23 protein-coding genes are annotated in these 21,451 nt (G+C 63.2%); 14 read left to right on the plus strand and 9 right to left on the minus strand.

The features are described from left to right. Window positions 1-120: 120 nt before the first annotated feature. On the minus strand, window positions 121-567 hold the full coding sequence (gene smpB / locus PPGU16_RS06620; RefSeq protein ID WP_180722206.1) for an SsrA-binding protein SmpB: 447 nt from the start codon (window positions 565-567) through the stop codon (window positions 121-123). A gap of 131 nt (window positions 568-698) precedes the next feature. On the opposite strand from smpB, the gene PPGU16_RS06625 reads away from it, so the two are divergent. Together PPGU16_RS06625 and PPGU16_RS06630 are read left to right on the plus strand one after the other, a co-directional pair. Further along, window positions 699-1,136 (plus strand): type II toxin-antitoxin system RatA family toxin, encoded by a 438-nt coding sequence (locus tag PPGU16_RS06625; RefSeq protein ID WP_035990853.1) that lies wholly within the window; start codon window positions 699-701, stop codon window positions 1,134-1,136. Further along, the gene (locus PPGU16_RS06630; RefSeq protein ID WP_180722207.1) at window positions 1,133-1,465 is read left to right on the plus strand and encodes an RnfH family protein; all 333 of its coding nucleotides are present in this window, start codon (window positions 1,133-1,135) and stop codon (window positions 1,463-1,465) included. The genes PPGU16_RS06625 and PPGU16_RS06630 overlap by 4 nt, the downstream gene beginning before the upstream one ends. 111 nt (window positions 1,466-1,576) lie before the next feature. On the opposite strand, the gene PPGU16_RS06635 is transcribed toward PPGU16_RS06630, so the two are convergent. Continuing rightward, entirely contained in the window at window positions 1,577-2,551 is a 975-nt protein-coding gene (locus PPGU16_RS06635) for a DMT family transporter (RefSeq protein WP_180722562.1), read from the minus strand. Window positions 2,552-2,858: 307 nt separating this feature from the next. Between PPGU16_RS06635 and guaB the strand changes: the two genes are divergently transcribed. From guaB to PPGU16_RS06660, 5 genes are read left to right on the plus strand one after another with little or no spacing between them, the layout of a single operon-like run. Beyond that, window positions 2,859-4,319, plus strand: coding sequence for an IMP dehydrogenase (gene guaB, locus PPGU16_RS06640; RefSeq protein WP_035990857.1), 1,461 nt, complete (start codon window positions 2,859-2,861; stop codon window positions 4,317-4,319). Between the two features lie 6 nt (window positions 4,320-4,325). Beyond that, complete coding sequence (locus PPGU16_RS06645; RefSeq protein WP_180722208.1) at window positions 4,326-5,144, plus strand: hypothetical protein; 819 nt, start codon at window positions 4,326-4,328, stop codon at window positions 5,142-5,144. Continuing rightward, entirely contained in the window at window positions 5,137-5,364 is a 228-nt protein-coding gene (locus PPGU16_RS06650) for a hypothetical protein (RefSeq protein ID WP_180722209.1), read from the plus strand. Before PPGU16_RS06645 ends, PPGU16_RS06650 begins: the two co-directional genes overlap by 8 nt. Continuing rightward, window positions 5,357-6,940 carry a glutamine-hydrolyzing GMP synthase gene (gene guaA, locus PPGU16_RS06655; protein ID WP_180722210.1) on the plus strand — a complete coding sequence of 528 codons (1,584 nt, stop codon included), beginning with the start codon at window positions 5,357-5,359 and terminating at the stop codon, window positions 6,938-6,940. Before PPGU16_RS06650 ends, guaA begins: the two co-directional genes overlap by 8 nt. A 40-nt stretch (window positions 6,941-6,980) precedes the next feature. Further along, window positions 6,981-7,271 carry a hypothetical protein gene (locus PPGU16_RS06660; RefSeq protein ID WP_180722211.1) on the plus strand — a complete coding sequence of 97 codons (291 nt, stop codon included), beginning with the start codon at window positions 6,981-6,983 and terminating at the stop codon, window positions 7,269-7,271. 62 nt (window positions 7,272-7,333) lie between these two features. Here PPGU16_RS06660 and PPGU16_RS06665 read toward each other — a convergent pair whose 3' ends face one another. The 5 genes from PPGU16_RS06665 to PPGU16_RS06685 all read right to left on the minus strand — a co-directional run bounded on the left by PPGU16_RS06665 (window position 7,334) and on the right by PPGU16_RS06685 (window position 13,148). Then, a complete protein-coding gene (locus PPGU16_RS06665) occupies window positions 7,334-7,846 on the minus strand; it encodes a GNAT family N-acetyltransferase (protein WP_180722212.1) in 513 nt (170 codons plus the stop codon). A 50-nt stretch (window positions 7,847-7,896) separates the two neighbouring features. Then, window positions 7,897-9,372, minus strand: a complete 1,476-nt coding sequence (locus PPGU16_RS06670) for a UdgX family uracil-DNA binding protein (protein WP_180722213.1) — start codon at window positions 9,370-9,372, stop codon at window positions 7,897-7,899. A gap of 16 nt (window positions 9,373-9,388) precedes the next feature. Then, the gene (locus tag PPGU16_RS06675; protein ID WP_180722214.1) at window positions 9,389-10,600 is read right to left on the minus strand and encodes a putative DNA modification/repair radical SAM protein; all 1,212 of its coding nucleotides are present in this window, start codon (window positions 10,598-10,600) and stop codon (window positions 9,389-9,391) included. 214 nt (window positions 10,601-10,814) lie between these two features. Further along, on the minus strand, window positions 10,815-12,155 hold the full coding sequence (locus PPGU16_RS06680) for an APC family permease (RefSeq protein WP_180722215.1): 1,341 nt from the start codon (window positions 12,153-12,155) through the stop codon (window positions 10,815-10,817). A gap of 147 nt (window positions 12,156-12,302) precedes the next feature. Next, window positions 12,303-13,148, minus strand: coding sequence for a carbon-nitrogen hydrolase family protein (locus PPGU16_RS06685; RefSeq protein WP_180722216.1), 846 nt, complete (start codon window positions 13,146-13,148; stop codon window positions 12,303-12,305). A 185-nt stretch (window positions 13,149-13,333) separates the two neighbouring features. Between PPGU16_RS06685 and PPGU16_RS06690 the strand changes: the two genes are divergently transcribed. Continuing rightward, the gene (locus PPGU16_RS06690) at window positions 13,334-14,152 is read left to right on the plus strand and encodes a response regulator transcription factor (protein ID WP_180722217.1); all 819 of its coding nucleotides are present in this window, start codon (window positions 13,334-13,336) and stop codon (window positions 14,150-14,152) included. Between the two features lie 77 nt (window positions 14,153-14,229). On the opposite strand, the gene PPGU16_RS06695 is transcribed toward PPGU16_RS06690, so the two are convergent. Together PPGU16_RS06695 and PPGU16_RS06700 are read right to left on the minus strand one after the other, a co-directional pair. Then, window positions 14,230-14,910: an outer membrane lipoprotein gene (locus PPGU16_RS06695; protein WP_180722218.1), complete on the minus strand. Its 681-nt coding sequence runs from the start codon at window positions 14,908-14,910 to the stop codon at window positions 14,230-14,232. A 180-nt stretch (window positions 14,911-15,090) separates the two neighbouring features. Next, on the minus strand, window positions 15,091-15,327 hold the full coding sequence (locus PPGU16_RS06700) for a hypothetical protein (RefSeq protein WP_180719570.1): 237 nt from the start codon (window positions 15,325-15,327) through the stop codon (window positions 15,091-15,093). Window positions 15,328-15,486: 159 nt separating this feature from the next. On the opposite strand from PPGU16_RS06700, the gene PPGU16_RS06705 reads away from it, so the two are divergent. The 6 genes from PPGU16_RS06705 to PPGU16_RS06730 all read left to right on the plus strand — a co-directional run bounded on the left by PPGU16_RS06705 (window position 15,487) and on the right by PPGU16_RS06730 (window position 21,318). Beyond that, entirely contained in the window at window positions 15,487-15,885 is a 399-nt protein-coding gene (locus PPGU16_RS06705) for a DnaJ family domain-containing protein (protein WP_180722219.1), read from the plus strand. Window positions 15,886-16,049: 164 nt separating this feature from the next. Further along, window positions 16,050-16,565, plus strand: coding sequence for a tRNA adenosine(34) deaminase TadA (tadA, locus tag PPGU16_RS06710; RefSeq protein ID WP_434064417.1), 516 nt, complete (start codon window positions 16,050-16,052; stop codon window positions 16,563-16,565). Between the two features lie 13 nt (window positions 16,566-16,578). Then, a complete protein-coding gene (gene ldcA, locus PPGU16_RS06715) occupies window positions 16,579-17,505 on the plus strand; it encodes a muramoyltetrapeptide carboxypeptidase (RefSeq protein ID WP_180722221.1) in 927 nt (308 codons plus the stop codon). Window positions 17,506-17,831: 326 nt separating this feature from the next. Next, window positions 17,832-18,548 (plus strand): GntR family transcriptional regulator, encoded by a 717-nt coding sequence (locus PPGU16_RS06720; protein WP_042313534.1) that lies wholly within the window; start codon window positions 17,832-17,834, stop codon window positions 18,546-18,548. A 386-nt stretch (window positions 18,549-18,934) separates the two neighbouring features. After that, a complete protein-coding gene (locus PPGU16_RS06725; protein WP_180722222.1) occupies window positions 18,935-20,431 on the plus strand; it encodes an NCS1 family nucleobase:cation symporter-1 in 1,497 nt (498 codons plus the stop codon). A 29-nt stretch (window positions 20,432-20,460) separates the two neighbouring features. Next, complete coding sequence (locus PPGU16_RS06730; RefSeq protein ID WP_180722223.1) at window positions 20,461-21,318, plus strand: aspartate/glutamate racemase family protein; 858 nt, start codon at window positions 20,461-20,463, stop codon at window positions 21,316-21,318. Window positions 21,319-21,451 lie beyond the last annotated feature (133 nt).

Genomic DNA, 21,451 nt, shown 5'->3' on the forward strand with positions numbered 1-21,451 from the left:
GATGCAGCGAAAAACGCGAAGCGCGCCACCCCGCAGACGCCAGAAAAAAAGCAAAGCGCACCGTACCAGCGCCGCGGCAAAAAACTCACGCCCCTCCGCGCCGCGCAGGCACAAAAAACCTCAGACCGGCGTCCTCATCAACCTCGCCTTCTCCCGCTCCCAATCCCGCTTCTTCTCAGTCTCACGCTTATCGTGCTGCTTCTTGCCCTTGGCAAGCCCAATCTCACACTTGACGCGCCCGTTCTTGTAATGAAAATTCAACGGCACAAGCGTATACCCGCGCTGCTCGACCTTGCCGATCAGCTTGCTGATTTCCTCAGCATGCAGCAGCAGCTTGCGCGTGCGGACCGGGTCCGGATGGATGTGCGTCGACGCTTCGGGCAGCGGACTGATATGCGTGCCGATCAGAAACAGTTCGGCGTTCCTGATGACGACGTAGCCTTCCTTGATCTGGCCACGCCCGGCGCGGAGCGCCTTGACTTCCCAGCCCTCCAGCACGAGCCCCGCCTCGTAACGCTCTTCGACCGAGTAGTCGTAGAACGCTTTTCTGTTGTCGATGATGCTCATGAATGGAAAGTGGCCAACTCGTTTAAAATCACGATTTTAGCAAAGCGGGACGCCGAAAACCCGCCGCGGTGTCATTCAGTTGTCACGCGCTCGCTATTTCTCAATCCCTGTTGCCACGCGCTGTTCAATTTATGGCAGATGTCCAGAAAACCGTGTTGATACGCCACTCGGCGGAACAGATGTTCGACCTCGTCACCGATGTCGCCGACTACCCCAATTTCCTTCCGTGGTGCGGCGGCGTCGAAATCCGCCGCCAGGAGGAAAACCTGATGGAGGCAAAGATCGACATCAACTTCAAGGGCATCAAGCAGCACTTCGCGACGCACAACACGCAGGAGCGGCCGACGCGCATCGACATGAACTTCGCCGATGGCCCGTTCAAGAAGTTCACCGGCTACTGGCGCTTCACGCCGCTGCGCGCGGACGCGTGCAAGATCGAGTTCGCACTGCACTACGAGTTCGCGAACATTCTGCTGGAGAAAATCATCGGGCCGGTGTTCAGCCATATCGCGAACACCTTCGTCGAATCGTTCGTGAAACGCGCCGACCAGCGCTACGGCAAGGCATGAGCAAGACGTTGACCATCGAAGTTTGCTACGCGCTGCCGCGCGAGCAGACGCTGATCGAGTTGCAATTGCCGCAGGGCGCGACGCTCGGGCAGGCCATCGACGCGAGCGGCATTCTTACGCGGCACCCCGGAATCGATCTGACAAGGCAGAAAACGGGCGTGTTCGGCAAGCTCAAACCGCTGGACACCGTGCTCGCGGACCATGATCGCGTCGAGATCTACCGGCCGCTGATCGTCGATCCGAAGCTCGCGCGACAGCGGCGTGTCGAGAAATCGCGTCAGGAAGGGTCCATCGAAGGGCGAAAGTGGCAGCCCAAGGATTCGCGCTGACGTCACGCGGACGTGCAGCGGACCAAAGCCAAACGGCGCACCGTGTCACGCGGTGCGCCGTTTTTGCTTTGTAGTCAGAGGTTGGTGTGCCGGGAGGCTGAGGCGTGCAGCCTAATGCACTGCCGCCTGAGCCTTTTCTTCGAGCGTCGACCGGTCGGAATCGTCGCCGGCGTGCTGGCGCACCGACCAGCTGACGCCCGCAACCAGCAGCAGAATGGCGGCCATTTCGAGCGGACGGGGCATCCGGTGGTCGTAAATGAACGCATAGAGCAGCGCGAACAGCGTCTCGAACACGATCAACTGGCCTGACAGCGTGAGCGGCAGCCGCTTGGACGCCGCGTTCCACAAGCCGTTGCCGAGCCACGACGCGCCGATCGCAAGGCCCAGGTTCAGCAGCCAGAACAGATGCCAGCGGGTGTCGACATGTGAGGTATCGACGGCCGACGACGGCAGCGCGGCTACGACAACCCACAGCAGCGCGCCGAGCAGGCCCGTCACGACGCCCCACAGCACCGACCACTCGTTGCCGCTGAAATGCGTATGGCGTTGCAGATAGCGGGCGTTCTCGACGGCGAACCACGTCCAGCAGGCCAGCGCGCCCACGGCGCACGCGATGCCGATCAGCTTGTTCGCGATGGTTCCCGGCGTTTCGCCCGCCGTCCCGAACACATCGACATTGATGCACGCGATGCCCGCGACGACGAGTGCGAGCGGCCATGCCAGCCGTGCGAGCGGCACGGCGCCATGGTCGCGCCGCCCGAGCAGCGTCACCGTGACGGGCAGCACGCCGACGATCAGCGAGGACGGCGCAATGCCGACGAGGTGCACCGCGCCCGTCAGCAGCAGGTAATAGAGCAGGTTGCCCGCGAGCGCGAGCTTGACGAGGGCGTTCAGGTCTTCGCGGGTGAGCCGGCGCAGCAGGGAGCGCGCGGAAGGCAGCGCGGCCAGCAGCGACACGACACCGTACATCGCGTAGCGGCCGGCGCTCAGCAGCACGGGCGAAAAATCGGGCAACAGCCGCGGCACCAGAAACACCATGCCCCATAACGCCCCCGCCAACATTCCGTACACCACGCCGCGCTGCATTGCCTTGCCCCGATCGAAAAACTGAAAGTGCGCGAAGCATAGCCGGATGGGCATGTCGGCGTCTTGTTCGATTCTGCACTTTGCGGCACGTCGCCTATGCTGGAAAAACACGCCTGACAGGATGAATGGCAGTCCATGCGTTCGAACGAGCATACGAAACCGGTTCGAACGCGAGCCGAACGCAGAAGCGAAATAAGACTGTCGTTCGGTGCGAAAAAACGTTGAAGAATTTCGCTAACTGACTGTTCGTGCAGCGAAAACCGGAAGGTTTCGCGTATAATTCGCTTTTGCGCCTATAGGATTTGCCATGCGTCTGATCCAAAAAGCACTCACGTTCGATGACGTGCTCCTCGTCCCGGCTTTCTCCGACGTTCTGCCGCGCGACACCAGCCTGAAAACCCGGCTGACCCGCAACATCTCCCTGAATATGCCGCTCGTGTCCGCCGCCATGGACACCGTTACCGAAGCACGCCTCGCCATTGCCATGGCGCAGATGGGTGGCGTCGGCATCATCCACAAGAATCTCACGCCGGCCGAGCAGGCTCGCGAAGTCGCGAAGGTCAAGCGCTTCGAATCGGGTGTCGTGCGCGATCCGATCACGGTTCCGCCGCAGATGAAGGTGAGCGACGTGATCGCGCTGTCGCGCCAGCATGGCATTTCGGGTTTCCCGGTCGTCGAAGGCGCGCAGCTGATCGGCATCGTCACGAACCGCGACCTGCGCTTCGAAACGCGTCTGGACGAGCCTGTGCGCACGATCATGACGCCGCGCGAGCGCCTCGTCACCGTCAAGGAAGGCACGCCGCTCGCCGAAGCGAAGGCGCTGATGCACAGCCACCGCCTCGAGCGCGTGCTGGTCGTCAACGACGCATTCGAACTGCGCGGCCTGATGACGGTGAAGGACATCACGAAGCAGACGGAACACCCGGACGCATGTAAGGACGAGCACGGCAAGCTGCGCGCAGGCGCGGCAGTCGGCGTCGGCGCCGACAATGAAGAGCGCGTCGAACTGCTGGTGCAGGCAGGCGTCGACGTGATCGTCGTCGATACGGCGCACGGTCACAGCCGCGGCGTGCTGGAGCGCGTTCAGTGGGTCAAGAAGAACTTCCCGCACGTCGAGGTGATCGGCGGCAACATCGCGACGGCCGACGCAGCCAAGGCGCTCGTCGAGTACGGCGCGGACGGCGTGAAGGTCGGCATCGGCCCGGGCTCGATCTGCACGACGCGTATCGTTGCAGGCGTGGGCGTGCCACAGATCAGCGCGATCGCCAACGTGTCGGCGGCGCTCAAGGGTACGGGCGTGCCCGTGATCGCCGACGGTGGCGTGCGTTTCTCGGGTGACGTCAGCAAGGCGCTGGCAGCAGGCGCGAACGCCGTGATGATGGGCAGCATGTTCGCCGGCACGGAAGAATCGCCGGGCGACGTGTTCCTGTATCAGGGCCGTCAGTACAAGTCGTACCGCGGCATGGGTTCCGTCGGCGCGATGAAGGACGGCGCGGCTGACCGCTACTTCCAGGACAACTCCGCGAACATCGACAAGCTCGTGCCGGAAGGCATCGAAGGCCGCGTCGCGTACAAGGGCTCGGTCGGCGCGATCCTGTTCCAGCTGATCGGCGGCGTGCGCGCATCGATGGGCTACTGCGGCTGCCGTACGATCGACGAGCTGCACGACAAGGCTTCGTTCGTCGAAATCACGGCAGCGGGCATGCGCGAATCGCACGTGCACGATGTCCAGATCACCAAGGAAGCACCCAACTATCACGTGGACTAATCGCCGATGAAGCCGCTGCTGCGTGCCGTACTGATCATCGATGCCTTGTTGTTGCTGGCGTTCGGGCTGCTGTTTTTGCTCACGCCGTGGAAATCGCTGTACGACGCGCTGCAGCTGGTGCAGACGGACCCTGCGCTGGTTGGGCAGGGCGCCGGCATCGCGCTGATCGGCCTGGCGTGGCTGGCACTGCACGCGTCGATCGACGGCGCGATGACGGCGACGACGGCCAAGGTCGTCGGCCATGTGAACTGGCTGACGGGCGTGTTGATGCTGGTCTGGCTGGTGGGGCTGCATACGCCGCAGCTGACCGGGTTTGGTCAGCTGGTGGCGGTGCTGACGGGTGTGGTGCTGCTGGTTATCGGCCTGGGCGGCGTGAAGCTCTCGAGCGCGGTGAAGCGGCGCGAGCGGCTGGCCAGCACGGCTGCCGCCGAGCGCACTGATCGTGTGTCGGCGCGCGACGCCGAGAACGAGGCGCGCAAGGCCGAGCGCGAGCGTAACGCTGCTCGCCCGGGTGTGGTGTATCCGGCGACCACGGGGCCGCATGTCGAGCCGACGCTCGCCGCAACCCCTGCCGTGAGCGCGGCAACGCCCGTGAGTCCCGCGACAGGGCATCCCGTCGAGCCGGGTCTGACGGCGCAACCGCCGCGCGCGACGACGCCCGAAGCGGCCGCCGCGGCGCGTGAAGACGCGCTGGCGCACGAACGCCGGGCCGAAGCCCACGAGGACGCCGCCGCGCGCGAACGTGCGGCAGCCCAGCGCAACGAAGCCGATGCGCGTGCTGCCGAAGCGAAATCGGGCACGCCCCGGCCGCCGTTTCATGGCTGACGCGCGCAAGCTCACGCCCACCGCCGAACCAACTGGAACCCGTCTGCGCGCAGGTCTTTTATCGAGCTTTCTATCGACCACGGCACGCAGCGATGCGGCGCTCAGCCCGCCGTTGCCGCGCAAGCCAATCCGTTTCGAATACAACGCCGTTCTGTCGCGATGCGACCAGCGCGGCATTCCCTATCCGTTCTTTTTAGATTCCGTCCGCTGCCATGCATGACAAGATCCTGATCCTCGACTTCGGTTCGCAAGTCACCCAACTGATCGCACGCCGCATCCGCGAGGCGCACGTGCTGTCGGAAATCCATCCGCACGACGTCAGCGACGAGTTCATCCGCGAATTCAAGCCGACGGGCATCATCCTGTCGGGCGGCCCGAACTCGGTGACCGAGAGCGACACGCCGCGTGCGCCGCAAGCGGTATTCGAAGCGGGCGTGCCCGTGCTCGGCATCTGCTACGGCATGCAGACGATGGCGGAGCAACTCGGCGGCAAGGTCGAAACCGGCCATCTGCGCGAGTTCGGTTACGCGGAAGTGCGCGCGCGCAACCACACAAGCTTCCTCGACGGCATCCAGGACTTCTCGACGTCCGAAGGCCACGGCATGCTGAAGGTGTGGATGAGCCACGGCGACAAGGTGCTGGAAATGCCGGCGGGGTTCCAGCTGATGGCATCGACGGAGTCGTGCCCGATCGCGGCGATGGCGGACGAAGCGCGCCATTTCTACGGCCTGCAATGGCACCCGGAAGTCACGCACACAGTACAGGGCCGCGCGATGCTCGAGCGCTTCGTGCTGAAGATCTGCGGCGCGAAGCCCGATTGGGAAATGGGCAATTACATCGACGAAGCCGTCGAGAACATCCGCAAGCAGGTCGGCGACGAGCATGTGATTCTCGGTCTGTCGGGCGGGGTGGATTCGTCGGTAGCGGCGGCGCTGCTGCATCGCGCGATCGGCGATCAGCTGACCTGCGTGTTCGTCGATCACGGTCTGTTGCGTTTGAACGAAGCCGAGCAGGTGATGGCGATGTTCGCCGACAACCTCGGCGTGAAGGTGATCCACGTCGACGCGAGCGAGGCATTCATGTCGAAGCTCAAGGGCGTGACCGATCCGGAAGCGAAACGCAAGATCATCGGCGCCGAGTTCGTCGAGGTGTTCCAGACCGAAGCCGGCAAGCTGACGGATGCGAAGTGGCTCGCGCAAGGCACGATCTATCCGGACGTGATCGAATCGGCGGGTAAGGGCAAGAAGGCCGCGCATACGATCAAGAGCCATCACAACGTCGGCGGCCTGCCGGAGACGTTGAATCTCAAGCTGCTCGAACCGCTGCGCGAACTGTTCAAGGACGAAGTGCGCGAACTGGGCGTAAAGCTGGGGCTGCCGCCTTCGATGGTGTATCGCCATCCGTTCCCGGGCCCAGGCCTCGGCGTGCGGATTCTCGGCGAAGTGAAGCGCGAGTACGCGGACCTGCTGCGTCGCGCGGACGCGATCTTCATCGAAACGCTGCGCACTTTCATCGACAAGGAAACGGGCAAGTCGTGGTACGACCTGACCAGCCAGGCGTTCGCGGTGTTCCTGCCCGTGAAGAGCGTGGGCGTGATGGGCGATGGCCGCACGTATGAGTATGTCGTCGCGCTGCGCGCAGTGCAAACGCTCGACTTCATGACGGCGCATTGGGCGCATCTGCCGCATGATCTGCTCGGCCATGTGTCGAACCGGATCATCAACGAAGTGCGTGGTATCAATCGTGTCGTGTACGACATCTCGGGCAAGCCGCCCGCGACGATTGAGTGGGAGTGATCGGACGGGTCTGAACGTACCGAAACCAGCAAGCTCCAGAATGTTCAAAAGCCCGCGTCTGCGGGCTTTTTTCTTGCCGTCATTCATGAACGGCGGCAAATCACGGGGACTCAGATTATCGATCGTATCGTTGAGCGGTTTTGCCCGGTTCTTCGATATCGACAGACGCCGCGAGAAAGGCGCCGCAACGCGGCTTGTCTACGAAACGAAGCCATTGGCTGAACTGGCTGAGAAGGAAGTAGGCAAACATGATGCGCTCCTGTCGATGAAGGTGGTAACAGGCGCAATCCATATCGTGTTGGGTGGCGCGCTGTTGATGCTTCAAGAATAGGGACGCGTGGCAGCGGCGGACATAGGAATAGGACGAATTTTGAGATAGCGGGCTGCTGCGGCTTACGGCTTCTCCAGCATAAACGTCGCCGCCAGCGTCCCGTCGTAGGGCTGCAAACCGACACTCCGCATCCCAAGCCGCTTCATCACATTGATCGATCTTTCATTCGACGGATGCGTCGTCGCATAAACAGAAGAGAGGCCAAGTTCGTCGAACGCAAACCCGATCATCGCGCGCGCGGCCTCCGTGGCATAGCCGTGTCCCCAGTGATCGCGTTTCAACCGCCAGCCGATTTCCACAGGATTGCCCGGTTCGTTCTCGATGTGCTGCACGCAGCCCGCGCCGATGATCTCGCCGCTGTCGTGCCTGATGAACGACCACCACGAAAAGCCAAACCGTTCCCAGCGCGCCTTCGCCGTGTCGATGCTTTGATGTACTTCCGTCGGCGTCGCGGGCGACCCGTCGCCGAGAAATTGCATCACGAGAGGATCGGAGTTCAGCGCGAGTAGTCCTGCGAAGTGGGCTTCGTCGAACGGTTCGAGACGAAGCGGCAAGGTCTGGAGAAGAGGGCGCATGGCATTCGTCCTTTGCACCTGCAAATGCTCGCGTATTCCTTGCTGAAACGCTAGCGCGATGCCTGCCACCGTTCTCGCTCCCTATCAGCCAGATTCCGCGCCCGAGCTAGCGCGGAAGCGATCGCTTCCAGCACGCGCTCGCGCGCCTCGTCGTTCTCCTGCCGCAGCGCGAACGAAGGGTGATAAGTGGCAACCACTTGCATACCGTCCACATCGATCGGCCTGTCGATCCAATCGCGCAAGTTGACTTTCTCGTGCAGCAGCGCAGTCAACGCGGTCGCGCCCAGCGTAACGACGACGGCAGGCTTCACGCGCTCCAGTTCGCGTTCGAGCCAGTAGCCGCACGCATCGATTTCCTGCTGCGCCGCTGTCTTGTGCAGACGTCGCTTGCCGCGCAGCAGCCATTTGAAGTGCTTGACGGCGTTGGTCAGATAAAGCTGCTCGCGCCGTAACCCCGCACGTTCGATCGCGACGTCGAGCAAACGGCCCGCTGGCCCGACGAACGGCTTGCCCGCGAGATCTTCCTGGTCGCCGGGCTGCTCGCCGATCAGCATGATGCGCGCATCGTCGGGACCGATGCCATCGACGGCCTGCGTTGCGTGCCGCCATAACTCGCAGCGCTGGCAAGCGTCGAGCGTCGATGGCTGCTGACGCGCCGGCTGTGCGCTCTGTGCGTCGACGGGCACACTTTTGCCGCCCAGCACGCCGACGCCACGCGCCTGCGCGACCCGCTGCGCGCCGCTTTTCGCTTCGCTGATCATCGACGGAATGAGCTGACCCTCGGGCAAACCTTTCCAGAAGCGCACAGGCATGTGCTGCTCGAGCGCCGTTTCGTTCAGGCGCGCGGGATTGAACGTGCTGCGGTAGTAGGCGAGCCAGAGCGCTTCGGCTTCGTCGGCGGTGTGCGTGCAGCGGTCGCTGGATGACGCCGGGCGGCGTTCGAGTCGCAACGCACTGCCGTCCCACCATGCGGCGCTATCGGGCGTCGAGATGAGCCATGTGGAGCGGCCCATGCGGCGTGCAAAATGCTCGGCCGACCATGCCAGCACATCGTGTTCCGGCTCGTACCACGCGACGTACTCGGGCAGATCAGCCGCAGGCGCATCGTTGCCCGGTTCGCGCAGCCGGAAACGCACATACGCGATCATGTCGTGCTTGGCGCGTCGCACGGCCTTGGCCATCTTGTACAGGCGCGCGCCGTCGCTATCGGCGGCGGACGCGACCGAGCGGTCGCCTTCTTGCCATCGCCAGAGCACCCGGTAGAGGAACGCCCAGCGTGCCGTGTCGCGATAGAGCGCCGCGTCTTTCAGCAGTTCGCCGAGTTCGCGGGAAATGCGGACATCGACGGGAGCGGTCGTTGCAGGCGACACAGACGCGTGATCGTCGAACAGCGCGGGCGTGGCCGCATGATCGTCATCGCCAATGACACGCCAGTCGATATCCTCAGGCGCAATGCGGCTCGCGAGCGCCTGCAGCGCGGCTGCGCGCCAGGCCGCATAGCTGTCGTCGATCGAAATGACTTGCATGCGCTCGCGCCCGGTGTCAAAGCAGCGACAACTGCGTGGGCGGCGGCGTCAGCGCATGACGTAAGCGCTGCGTCGACAGATCGGCGTGCGCGGGGCGATAGTCTGCTGTCGTCACGAAGGGCCGCGTCTTGTCCATCGAGCAGCGCAACTGCACGAGATCCTGATAGCGGATGCGCCGCGAGCGCCGCAGCGCCACGAGACGCTTCGCGTTGCGCACGCCGATGCCCGGCACGCGCGCGATCATGCGTACGTTGGCGCGATTCAGGTCGACGGGGAAGCTCTCCCGATGACTCAGCGCCCACGCGAGCTTCGGATCGATATCGAGCGCAAGATTGCCGGGCGTATCGAACAGTTCGTCGACGCGAAAGCCGTAGCCGCGCAGCAGAAAATCCGCCTGATACAAACGATGCTCGCGCAACAGCGGCGGCGCCTGGGCGGGCAACGCCGTCGGACTGTCGGGAATCGGGCTGAACGCGGAGTAGTAGACGCGCTTGAGCCGGTACGAGCCGTAAAGCGTTTCGGCTGTTTGCAGGATCGTGCTGTCGCTGGTGTCGTCCGCGCCGACGATCATCTGCGTGCTTTGCCCAGCAGGCGAGAACCGCGGCGCCTTCGCGTCGCTCTCGGCTTCATCGCTGGCGAGGCGGATCGAGCCCATCGCGAGGCGGATCGTGCGCGCGCTCTTCTCGGGCGCGAGCCGTTCCAGACTGATCTCCGTCGGCAGTTCGATGTTGACGCTCAGGCGGTCCGCGTAACGGCCCGCTTGCGCGATCAGCTCCGGGTCGGCATCGGGAATGGTCTTCAAATGGATATAGCCGCGAAACAGATGCTCTTCGCGCAACGACTGCGCGACACGCACCAGTTGCTCCATCGTGTAGTTCGACGAGCGGATCACGCCGGAACTGAGAAACAGACCGTCGATGTAATTGCGCCGGTAAAAGTCGAGCGTGAGGCTTACGACTTCCTCGGGCGTGAAACGGGCGCGTGGCACGTTGCTCGTGCGGCGGTTCACGCAATACTGACAGTCGTACAGACAGAAGTTGGTCAGCAGGATTTTCAGCAGCGACACGCAGCGGCCGTCAGGCGTGAAGCTGTGGCAGATGCCCGCGCCCGTGCTCGCGCCGAGCCCGTCCGTGCCGCGCGAACTGCGCTTCGGCGCGCCGCTGCTCGCACACGACGCGTCGTACTTGGCGGCGTCGGCGAGTATTTCGAGCTTTTTGAGCAGTTCCATGGGCGGATCGTGATACTGTATATGCGCACAGTATTCTACGCCGGCGCGTGTCGTTCATAGCGTCGCTAGTTGGGTGAATCCCGCGGCTGTCCTGGTCTTGTTCCAGTTTTCAGGCAAATAACCGAATCGCGCGAACATAAAAAACGCGGCGCACGTGGCGCCGCGTTTTCTGGAGCACGATCCGCATCAGCAAATCGCGTATTACCGTGTCCGTTCAGATCGCCACTTCAGGCGGCGCCTGGCGGAACAGGCGCGTGATCCAGCACAGATACGCAATCCCGAGCACGAACCACGCTGCGCCGAGCACGAGCGCCGTCTTCTCGAGGCTCGCGAGCAGCCAGATATCGGCCACCGCGCCGATCAGCGGGAACACCAGCCCGCCGAGCACGCCGATCTTGCGATCGCCATGATTGCCCGACAGATACACGCGAATCACGCACAGGTTGACGGCCGTGAACGCGAGGAACGCGCCGAAGTTGATGAACGACGTCGACGTGGCCACATCGAGCTTCAGCGCGATCAGCCCGACGATGCCCGCGATCGCGATATTGATCGCTGGCGTCTTGAAGCGCGGATGGATGTAGCCGAAGAAGCGCTTCGGCAGGATTTCATCGCGGCCCATCGCATACAGCAGGCGGCCGACGCTCGCCTGCGCCGAGATACCCGATGCAAACTGCGCGAGGATCAGGCCCGCGAGAAACACGGTCACGAAAATATCGCCGCCGATCATCTTTGCCACTTCGAACGCGGCCGAGTCCGTGTCCTTGAACTCGACACCGGGGTGCGCCAGTTGCATCGTGTACGCAGCAATCACGAAGATCGCGCCGCCGATCAGCGCAATCAGCAGGATCGCGCGCGGCATGTTCTTCTTCGGATCGATGGTTTCTTCCGTCAGCGTCGACACGGCATCGAAGCCGAGATACGAATACGCGGCAATTGCTGCGCCCGCCATCGTCGCGCCGAGCGGCACGTGCGGCTTGAAGAACGGTTCGGCCATCGCGATCCCGCCCGGACCCGCCGCCGCGGACGCATAGTGCCAGCAGAGCGCGACGAACATCGCGACGATGGCCAGTTGCACGACCATCAGCACGATGTTGAAGCGCGCAGCCAGTTCGATCCCGACGATGTTGAGGCCGCTCGTCAGCACGATGAACGCGACGATCCAGATCCACGACGGCACATGCGGAAACGCCGCGTTCAGATAGGCCGCACCGATCAGCCAGATCACCATCGGCAGGAAGAAATAATCGAGCAGCGTCGCCCAGCCGATCAGGAAACCCAGATGCGCGTTGAAGGTCTTGCGCGTGTACGTGTACGCCGAGCCGGCGACGGGGAAGAGCCGCGCGAGCTTGCCATAGCTGAGCGCGGTGAACGCGATTGCGATCAGCGCGAGCAGATAGGCGAGGGCGGCCGTGTCGTCGCTGGCTTTGGCGAGCACGCCGTAGGTGCCGTAGACGATCAGCGGCGCCATATAGGCGAGACCGAACAGCAGCACGGACGGCAAGCCGAGCGTGCGCTTCAGGTGCGACGGTTCATGGGATGACGACGCTTGCATGATTTCTCCTAAAGCCAGGCCGATAGGAAAGGCCGATATGGATGTCGTATGGATGCCTTATGACTGGCATTTCGACGGACGTGAGCGCACGCGCGCGCGGCGCGCATGGCCCCGTGCGGTGCATCCCTTGCAAACTGCTGAAAGCGTTCAGTCGGTGCGGCGGCGGCGCGCTTCGACCATCAACGCACGACGGCCATTCGACTGTTCGACGGGCACGAGGCCAAGCGGCACGCGTGCATCGTGCAAATAGTTGTAGTGCTCGCGGCTTGCTTCGAGCCGCTTGAGATCGACGGTTGTTTTCGTCACCGTCTCGTCGCTGCCCAGTTCGAGCACCGTCTCGCCGAACGGATCGATCAGCGCGGAGAGACCGGGGAACGTCAGGTTGTCGTCGCCCGAGCCGCAGCGGTTCACCATCAGCGCGAACATCTGATTCTCCATCGCGCGGGCCGTGATCGCGCGTCGATGCACGGGGCCGAACGGGTCCATGTTGCCGTTGGTGACGATCAGCAGATCGGCGTCGAGCGCCGCGACGGCACGTGCCGATTCGGGAAATTCGATGTCGTAGCAGATCAGCAGGCCCACGGTGAGGCCGTTCCACATGCAGGTTTCGAAGCGGTCGCCGGGTGTGAATACGCCTACATCCGATGCCCACAGATGCGTCTTGCGATAGCGCAGTGCGATCTCGCCGCGTTCGTCGACCAGCACTGTCGTGTTGTAGAACTGGTTGCCGTCGCGCTCGGCGAGGCCCACTGCGACGGCGACCCCTTGTTGGCGGGCGGCGTCGCGCACCGTGGACAGCGCGGGGCCGTCGATCGTCTGCGCGACGTCGGCGACGTTCTCGCGCGTCGGAAAACCGGATAGCGTCGTTTCGGGGAACACGATCAGCTTCGTGCCGCCCGCTGTGTCGGCCCGTCCGATCGTTTCGACGACCTTGCGCGTGTTGTGCGCGACGTCGCTGTCGATCAGCGCGAGTTGCGCCAGTTCTACCTGCATGGTGTTGCCTCCTTCCAGATGCCTTTCAGCGGAGCGCGGTGTGCCGTGCGCATCCATATTGCCTGCGATTCTCGTGCCGCGCGGAACAGTGCGTGCACCGCCCGCTTCTCGTAGTGGGACCGATTATCAGGGTATTATTTTTGTCCTGAAATTACCCACGAGGGTTACCCTCACCGGAGGACACGATGGACTTCGAATGGCGAGATCTCGCTTTTCATCGGGAGATCGGTTCGGCCATCGACGCCCTCGATGGTCCGCATTTCTGGGCGCGTCTGACGCGTGTGCTCGAAAGGCATGTCGGATTCGACAGCTGGGTCGCACTGCGCTTCAAGCGCGATGCCCCGCCGCTCGTGCTCGCCGAGCAGGCCATGCCCGACGGCAAGATCGACCTGATGTTTCAGGACTATCTGGCCGCGCTCTATCAGCTCGATCCGTTCTATCTCGCCGCGTTCGAAACGCAGGCGTCGGGGTTCTACACGCTCGCCGATGTCGCGCCCGACAACTTCCGGATGACCGAGTACTACCAGCGCTACTTCAAGAAGAACATCGTTGGTGACGAGGTGCATTTCAATGTCGTGATCGATCGCGATCACACGATGGGCTTTTCGCTCGGCAAGACGAGCCGCTACGACGAGCGCGAGATTGCGTTGCTCACGCTGTATTCGCCATGGGTGCTCGCGTTGATGCAACAGCGTTTGCGCTTCGAGAGGTTTGTCGGGGAAGAGGAGCCGCGCGCGACCGGTGGCGAAGAGGCGGATCTGCATGCGCGCTTCGGCATGCTGACAGGCAAGAACGGGCGGGGCGCATTGACCGCGCGCGAGATCGAAGTGGCGATGCTGTCGCTGAGCGGCTTTTCGTCGCGCGCGATCGCGGAGAAGCTGTCGATCTCGTTCGAAACAGTGCGCGCGCACAAGAAGCACATCTACGCGAAGCTCGGTGTCGGATCGCAGTCCGAACTGTTTGCGATGTTTTACGAGCCGGGGAGAGCGGTCGAGCCGGAGTGAAGCGTGATGTTTCGTTGCTGCGTGATTTGCCTGTCACGCGCGGCGCGCAGCCGAAGCCGCGCGCTCGCGTTCGTAGCTTAGTAGCGGTCGAGCCGGTTGCCCGCGACGCGCACGCGATCGCCGGGATGCAGGTCGCCGGGCGAGCCGACATCGAAAGCGCGTACCGAGCCGTCGTTCAGTTGCACCGCAATCCGGTAGCCGCCCGGCGACGAGGCGCCCGCCTGCTGACCCAACTGGTTGCCCGCGACGGCGCCGCCCAGCACGCCGATCGCAGTCGCCGCATCGCGTCCATGACCGCGCCCGAACTGATTGCCGATCACGCCGCCCACAACCGCACCGATCACGGTGCCTGCGACGCCGCCCGCCGTCACGGCGCCTGGATTTGCAAGCGGCTGGATCGAGGAGACCACGCCGTATTGCTCGCCGTATCCATAGCCCTGTTGCGGCTGCTGGTAGGCCTGGTTGTCCTGCTCGTCGGGTTGTTCGTAGCCGGGCTGTTGATACTGCGGTTGCTGCGCATACGGCTGCTGATACGGCTGTTGATAGGGCTGCTGATATTGCGGCTGTTGCACGTAGCCGGGCTGCGAATAGACGGGTTGTGCCGGTTGCGCGTAGGCCGGTTGTGTGGCGTACGTCGAGCCATAGCTGGCGCCATACGGCGAATTGCCGGGGACAACGCAGCCTGCGAGCGGCAGTGCGACGCAGAGCGCGATCAACGTCGTTCGAACGAGAGGGCGAGCAAAACGGGTGTGGGTCATGTTACGTGATTGTCGTGATGCCACGAGGTGTGGACCGCGACGAGTATAGGGAAACGCACATCGCTAGTGATGCGCGGCCCGCGTAACAGTGTGTAAATTGCGCGTCCGATAAAAACGGTTGGTGAAACAGTGACGCGCGGGTGGGGAGTGGGTGAAGAGCGATCGAGCGAAGCGCCGAAATCAGAAGCGAAAGCCGGTGCCGACGCCGCAGTTACCGCCTATCCCGCCGCTGCCGCCGCCGACGTTGCAGAACACACCGCAGCCAGACAACGCGAACGACAGCACGACGCCCGTTACAAATGCCCGCCCGAACGAGACGATGCGGCGGCGAGCTGCGCCTGGCGTCCGCGAGCGGCGTGTGGCGGCGCGATTCGGGTGAATCGGGACGATAGCGGGAGCGAAATTTCGATCGGACATGACGGAACGGGAAGCGCTGAAAAACCGACAACCATATCTCGGCCTGGAATGCCAGCCCATACGACTAATCCTAAACCTGGGTGTGTCCTCTAGGCGTCTGACAAATCCATTTCGCAACGTGCTGATAAAATGGCGGAGCCGCAACGTAGTGGACTGCAAATGAAATTGCTTGATGCACTTGTCGAACAACGGATTGCCGCCGCGGCTGCGCGCGGTGAGTTCGATGATTTGCCGGGAACCGGCGCGCCGCAGGTTCTCGATGACGACGCCCTGGTGCCCGAGGAAGTTCGAGTAGCGAACCGCATTCTGAAGAATGCCGGCTTCGTGCCGCCCGCTGTCGAACAATTGCGGGCGCTGCGCGACCTGCAGAACGAGCTGGACGCGGTCAGCGACCGCAGCAGCCGGTGCCGGCTGCAAGCGAAGATGCTGGCCCTCGATATGGCGCTGGAATCGCTGCGCGGCGGCCCGCTCGTCATGCCGCGCGAGTACTGCCGCCGGATCGCGGAGCGCCTGCATGAGCGCGTCGCGGAAGCGCCAGCCGACGCGGGGCCGGCGTGACTACCGGCGTCGATCCCGCTGTTTTGCCATCTACCCATTCTGATTCGTCTGAAGTTTCGACCGTCCCTTCGTGCTCGGGCGTCAGCGCCGCGAGCGAAACGAGCGTGGCCACCGGCACTGCTGCGTCAGAACCCGCCCCCATTACCGAACGCGACCGCCGCTTCATGGCCCTCGCGCAGGCAGCCGCCGAACAGGCGCGCGCCGTCGGCGAGGTGCCTGTCGGCGCGGTGCTGGTCTGTGGCGACGAAGTGATCGCGCAGGGCTTCAATCACCCGATCGGCGGTCACGATCCCTCCGCGCACGCTGAAATGGCCGCGCTTCGCGCCGCCGCGCAAAAGCTCGAAAATTACCGGTTGCCCGGCTGCGAACTCTACGTGACGCTGGAGCCTTGCCTGATGTGCGCGGGTGCGATCATGCACGCGCGCATCGCACGCGTCGTGTTCGGTGCGCGCGATCCGAAGACGGGCGCGTGCGGCAGCGTTGTCGATGCATTCGCGAATCCGCAACTGAACCATCACACGACAGTGACGGGCGGTGTCCTCGAAGAAGAGTGCGGCGCCGCGTTGCGCTCGTTTTTTGCCGACCGCCGGCGTGTTGCGCGTGAAGCGCGGGCCGCAGCCAGATTGAACGATGCATCGGACGCGGCCGATCCGCGCCTGGACACCAACAAGACCCACTGACTTGCCACTTCATATGGCCAAGCACCGCACCATCGAACTGATCGCGCCTTCCGGCTACCCGCACGATCCGAACGCGGTTCATCTCGCGTTGAAGCGCTTGCGTGCGCAAGGGCATCACGTGGAGAACGTCAACGCGACGCAGCGCCGCTATCAGCGGTTTGCAGGCACGGATGGCGAGCGCGCGGCGGAGCTCAACCGTCTCGCGGATCCGTCGCGCGAATTGCCGGATATCGTGCTCGCCGTGCGCGGCGGATACGGTGCAGTGCGCATCCTGCATGGGCTCGACTATCGCGGCTTGCAGCGCCGCCTGGGTGACCAGCCGATCGCCTTGTGCGGACACAGTGATTTCACGGCGCTGCAGCTTGCGCTGCTGTCGCAGGCGAATGTGAAGACGTTCGGTGGCCCGATGCTTGCCGGCGATTTCGGCGCGGAGAGCGTCAGCGATTTCACGATGAAGCACTTCTGGAACGCGCTGACTTCTGAAACGTTCACGATTTCCAGCACGGCTCCCCAACCGCAAACCGTCGACGCGACGGGCACGCTGTGGGGCGGCAATCTGGCGGTGATGGCATCGCTGGTCGGCTCGCCGTACATGCCGCCTGTGGAAGGCGGCATCCTGTTCGTCGAAGACGTGAACGAGCAGCCGTTCCGGATCGAGCGGCTGATCTATCAGTTGCATCTGGCGGGCATTCTCGAGCGGCAACAGGCGCTGGTGCTCGGCGATTTCTCGGGCGGCAAGTCCTTCGACTACGACAACGGCTATGATCTGCGCGCGATGGTCGAGCAGGTGAGGTCGGTGATCGGCATTCCAATCGTGACGGGCCTGCAGTTCGGCCATATTCCCGATATGGTGACGCTGCCCGTCGGCGCCGAGGCACACCTCGTTGCTGGCGCGCGCGGGTTCAAGCTGACGGTCTCAGGGTATCCCGTGCTCGACTGACGACGCGTCCCGGTCGACATCCGGCGAAGGCGAGGCGACTCGCCTTTGTTTTTGAGCATATAACGCAACTAACTGTCTGGCTTGTTTTGCATCCGCATGCATGGTCGCGCTGCGGGAAACCAGATTTTGTTGACAAAATAGTCTGCAAAACGGCAGTCGATCGAACTACCCTTATGCTGTGAAATGTAGCACCGACAAGGATTACGGAGCGTTTGGATGAATTTTGAGCTGGTCAGTCCAAACCAGAATTGTCGTAAATCCGCTCTCAAAATTGTTGACAATCTTTATGTCCGTCCTAAGATGGACCACATAACAGCCCGCCCATCATGTCCGAGACACCCAACGCCACTGCGAGCAGCACGAAACCCGAAGCGATCGCCGAGCGCATTCGCGCCGCGATCCTCGAGCATCGGCTCGCGCCTGGCGCGAAATTGACGGAAGCCCAGTTGTGCGAAGTATTCGGCGTCAAGCGCGGACCAATCCGTCAGGCGCTGGCGCTGCTCTCCACCGACCACCTGGTCGATCTGGAGCCGAACCGCGGCGCGTTTGTCGCGAGTCCGTCGTTGCAGGAAGTGCATGAAGTGTTCGAGATGCGCCGGATCATCGAGCTGGCCGTCGTCGACAAGATTTGCGCGAGCCAGGGCTCGCGGCGCTTGAAGAACATTGGCGGGATGATCGCGCGGGAGCGCAAGGCGTTCGAATCGCGCGACTTTCCGGCGTGGATCAGGCTGTCGGGCGAGTTCCATACGGAGCTTGCGTCACTGACGGGCAACACGGTGCTGTGCGATTGCCTGAACGGCCTGGTCGCACGCTCGACGCTGATTTCGGCGCTGTACGAATCGCTGGGCCGCAGCCCATGTTCATTCGAAGACCACGAAGCGATTCTCGCCGCGCTCGACGCCGGCGATGCAAAGACAGCAGGCGCGCTGATGTCGCGTCACTTGCAGAGCGTCGAGCTGAAGATGCTGGATCGGCCGGCTAGCGGTGGGACCGATCTGCACGAAGTGTTCGGCATGCGCGCGCCAAGGGCCGCAGCCGGCTAACAGTTGTAGAGGTGCGAGCCTGACGCACGCCCGCGCTCGCTGGCGGTGCGCGCTGCACTGAAGTGAACGGAGTTTGACCAGACAGTCGACCCAACGGTCGATGGACCGCACACCCGATACGCGCCGCACCCGGCATGTGTCGAGACCGAAAGACCGTACGGCGAGGGACGCCCATCAGGCGTCTACGCTCACACGGCGAAGCCCTGCGGCATTCGCGGAAAGCCTGCAGGGTCATCAAAACAAGTACGTAAGTACGGAGACATCCGCGGCAACCTGTAAGCGATGCGCATAGGTGTCGGCCACACATAGTGGGCTCGCCGCGCGCCTGGCATACACGATGCAATGCTCGTCGATTCCCGTCGGCGTTCCCATCTTAGGAGGAATCCATGGCTCAGTTCAGTGCAGCACCGGATAGTTCGGCAATCCCCGATTACGAAAGCAGCGGACAAGGCGCTCACGCGTTGCCCGCAGGCTACAGCGAACGCCTGTACAACGAAGACCTCGCGCCGTTGAAGCATCAGACGTGGGGCGCCTATAACATCTTCGCGTTCTGGATGTCGGACGTGCACAGCGTCGGCGGCTACGTGTTCGCGGGGAGTCTCTTCGCGCTCGGGCTGACGAGCTGGCAGGTGCTGATTGCGCTGCTCGTCGGCATTACGCTCGTCAACGTGCTGTGCAACATGATCGCGAAGCCGAGCCAGCAGAACGGCGTGCCGTACCCTGTCGCGTGCCGCGCGACGTTCGGCGTGCTGGGCGCCAATGTTCCCGCCGTGATTCGCGGCCTGATTGCGGTTGCCTGGTATGGGATCCAGACGTATCTCGCGTCGAGCGCACTGGTGATCGTCGTGCTCAAGTTCTTTCCGCAATTGCTGCCTTACGCGGACGTGCACCATCACGGCTTCATGGGCCTGTCGACAATCGGCTGGGCCGGCTTCATGTTGCTGTGGGTGCTGCAGGCACTCGTGTTCTGGAACGGCATGGAGACGATCAAGAAGTTCATCGACTTCGCCGGTCCCGCCGTGTACGTGGTGATGTTCATTCTCGCCGGCTACATGATCTGGCGCGCGGGCTGGAAGAACATCGGTATCAACCTGGGCGGCGTGAAGTATCACGGCATGGAAGTGATCCCGGTGATGATCACGGCGATCTCGCTGGTGGTGTCGTACTTCTCTGGCCCGATGCTGAACTTCGGTGACTTCTCGCGATACGGCAAGAGCTTCCGCAGCGTCAAGCGCGGCAACTTCTGGGGCTTGCCCGTCAACTTCCTGGCGTTCTCGCTGGTAACGGTCGTCACGACGGCTGCGACATTGCCCGTGTTCGGTCAACTCATCACGGACCCCGTCGAAACGGTGGGCCGCATCGACTATCCGACGGCCGTGATCCTCGGTGCACTGACGTTCACGATTGCGACCATTGGCATCAACATCGTTGCGAACTTCGTGTCGCCTGCATTCGATTTCTCGAACGTTGCACCGAAGCTGATTAGCTGGCGTGCAGGCGGTATGCTTGCTGCAGTGGCATCGATTTTCATCACGCCGTGGAACCTGTTCAACAACCCGGCCGTGATCCACTACACGCTCGATGTGCTCGGCGGCTTCATCGGACCTTTGTACGGCATCCTGATCGTCGATTTCTTCCTCGTGAAGCGTCAGAAGGTCGTGCTCGACGACCTGTACACGGTATCGGACAAGGGCTCGTACTGGTATCACAATGGCGTGAACTATCGTGCAGTCGGTGCGCTGTTGCCGGCTGCAGTGATCGCCGTGATCTGCGTGATGGTGCCGTCGCTGAATGGTCTCGCGAACTTCTCGTGGTTCATCGGCGCGGGCCTCGGTGCAGTGTTCTACGGCGTGCTGGCGCGTGATCTGCCGCGCGGTGCATAACAGTTCATGAAGATGGTCATGGAGTCGACATGCGTATCAAACTGATCAACCCGAACACGACACAACGGATGACGGATGCCATGGGTCGTTGTGCACGCGAGGTCGTGGCCCCGGGGACGGAACTGGTGGCGGTGAGCCCGACGATGGGCCCGCCGTCGATCGAGGGTTATTACGACGAGGCGCTCGCCACGCCCGGGCTGCTCGCGGAAATCGAAGCGGGCGAGCGCGACGGCTTCGACGGTTACGTGATTGCATGTTTCGGCGATCCCGGCCTCTATGCGGCGCGCGAACTGGCGCGCGGCCCGGTGATCGGCATCGCGGAAGCGGCGATGCATGCGGCGAGCGTGCTGGCGCCCGGGTTCTCGGTCGTGACGACGCTGTCGCGCACCTGCGGCATGGCGTGGCATCTGGCCGAGCGTTACGGCATGAAACGTTTCTGCCGCAACGTTCGCGCCACCGACGTCGCCGTGCTCGAACTCGATCAGCCCGGCTCGGCCGCGCGGCGCATCATCCTCGACGAATGTCGGCGAGCGCTCGACGAGGACGGATCGGACGCGATCGTGCTCGGTTGCGCGGGGATGGCCGAGCTGTGCCGCGAGATCGAGGATGCGCTGGGCGCGCCCGTCGTCGAAGGCGTGACGGCGGCTGTGAAGTGGGTCGAAGCGCTGGTTTCGCTGCGGCTCGCCACGGCCAAGCGGGGCGACTACGCGCGCCCGCTTGCCAAGCGCTACGACGGCGAGTTCGCACGCTTCAGCCCGACGGGCGAGCAGCCAGCCGCAGCGTCTGGCACGCAGCATGGCGCGAACGAAGCGCTGCTGCGGGTCAACGCGAGCGCCTTGCGCGCCGATCCCGCCTCAGATGTTGCGCCGCACATACACTCAGTCTGACATGCACTATCTGCCCGGGTGTATGGGCGCACCCGGGCGTTTTCGCTACACTGGTTCAACCCTGCCGGCCCTGCCGTAGCGTGTTTTCGCGCTTTTTACGACGTCCGCCGGCGCGTACCCGTCAACGCTCACG

Source organism: Paraburkholderia largidicola, assembly GCF_013426895.1.
GTDB classification, from domain to species: Bacteria; Pseudomonadota; Gammaproteobacteria; order Burkholderiales; family Burkholderiaceae; genus Paraburkholderia; species Paraburkholderia largidicola.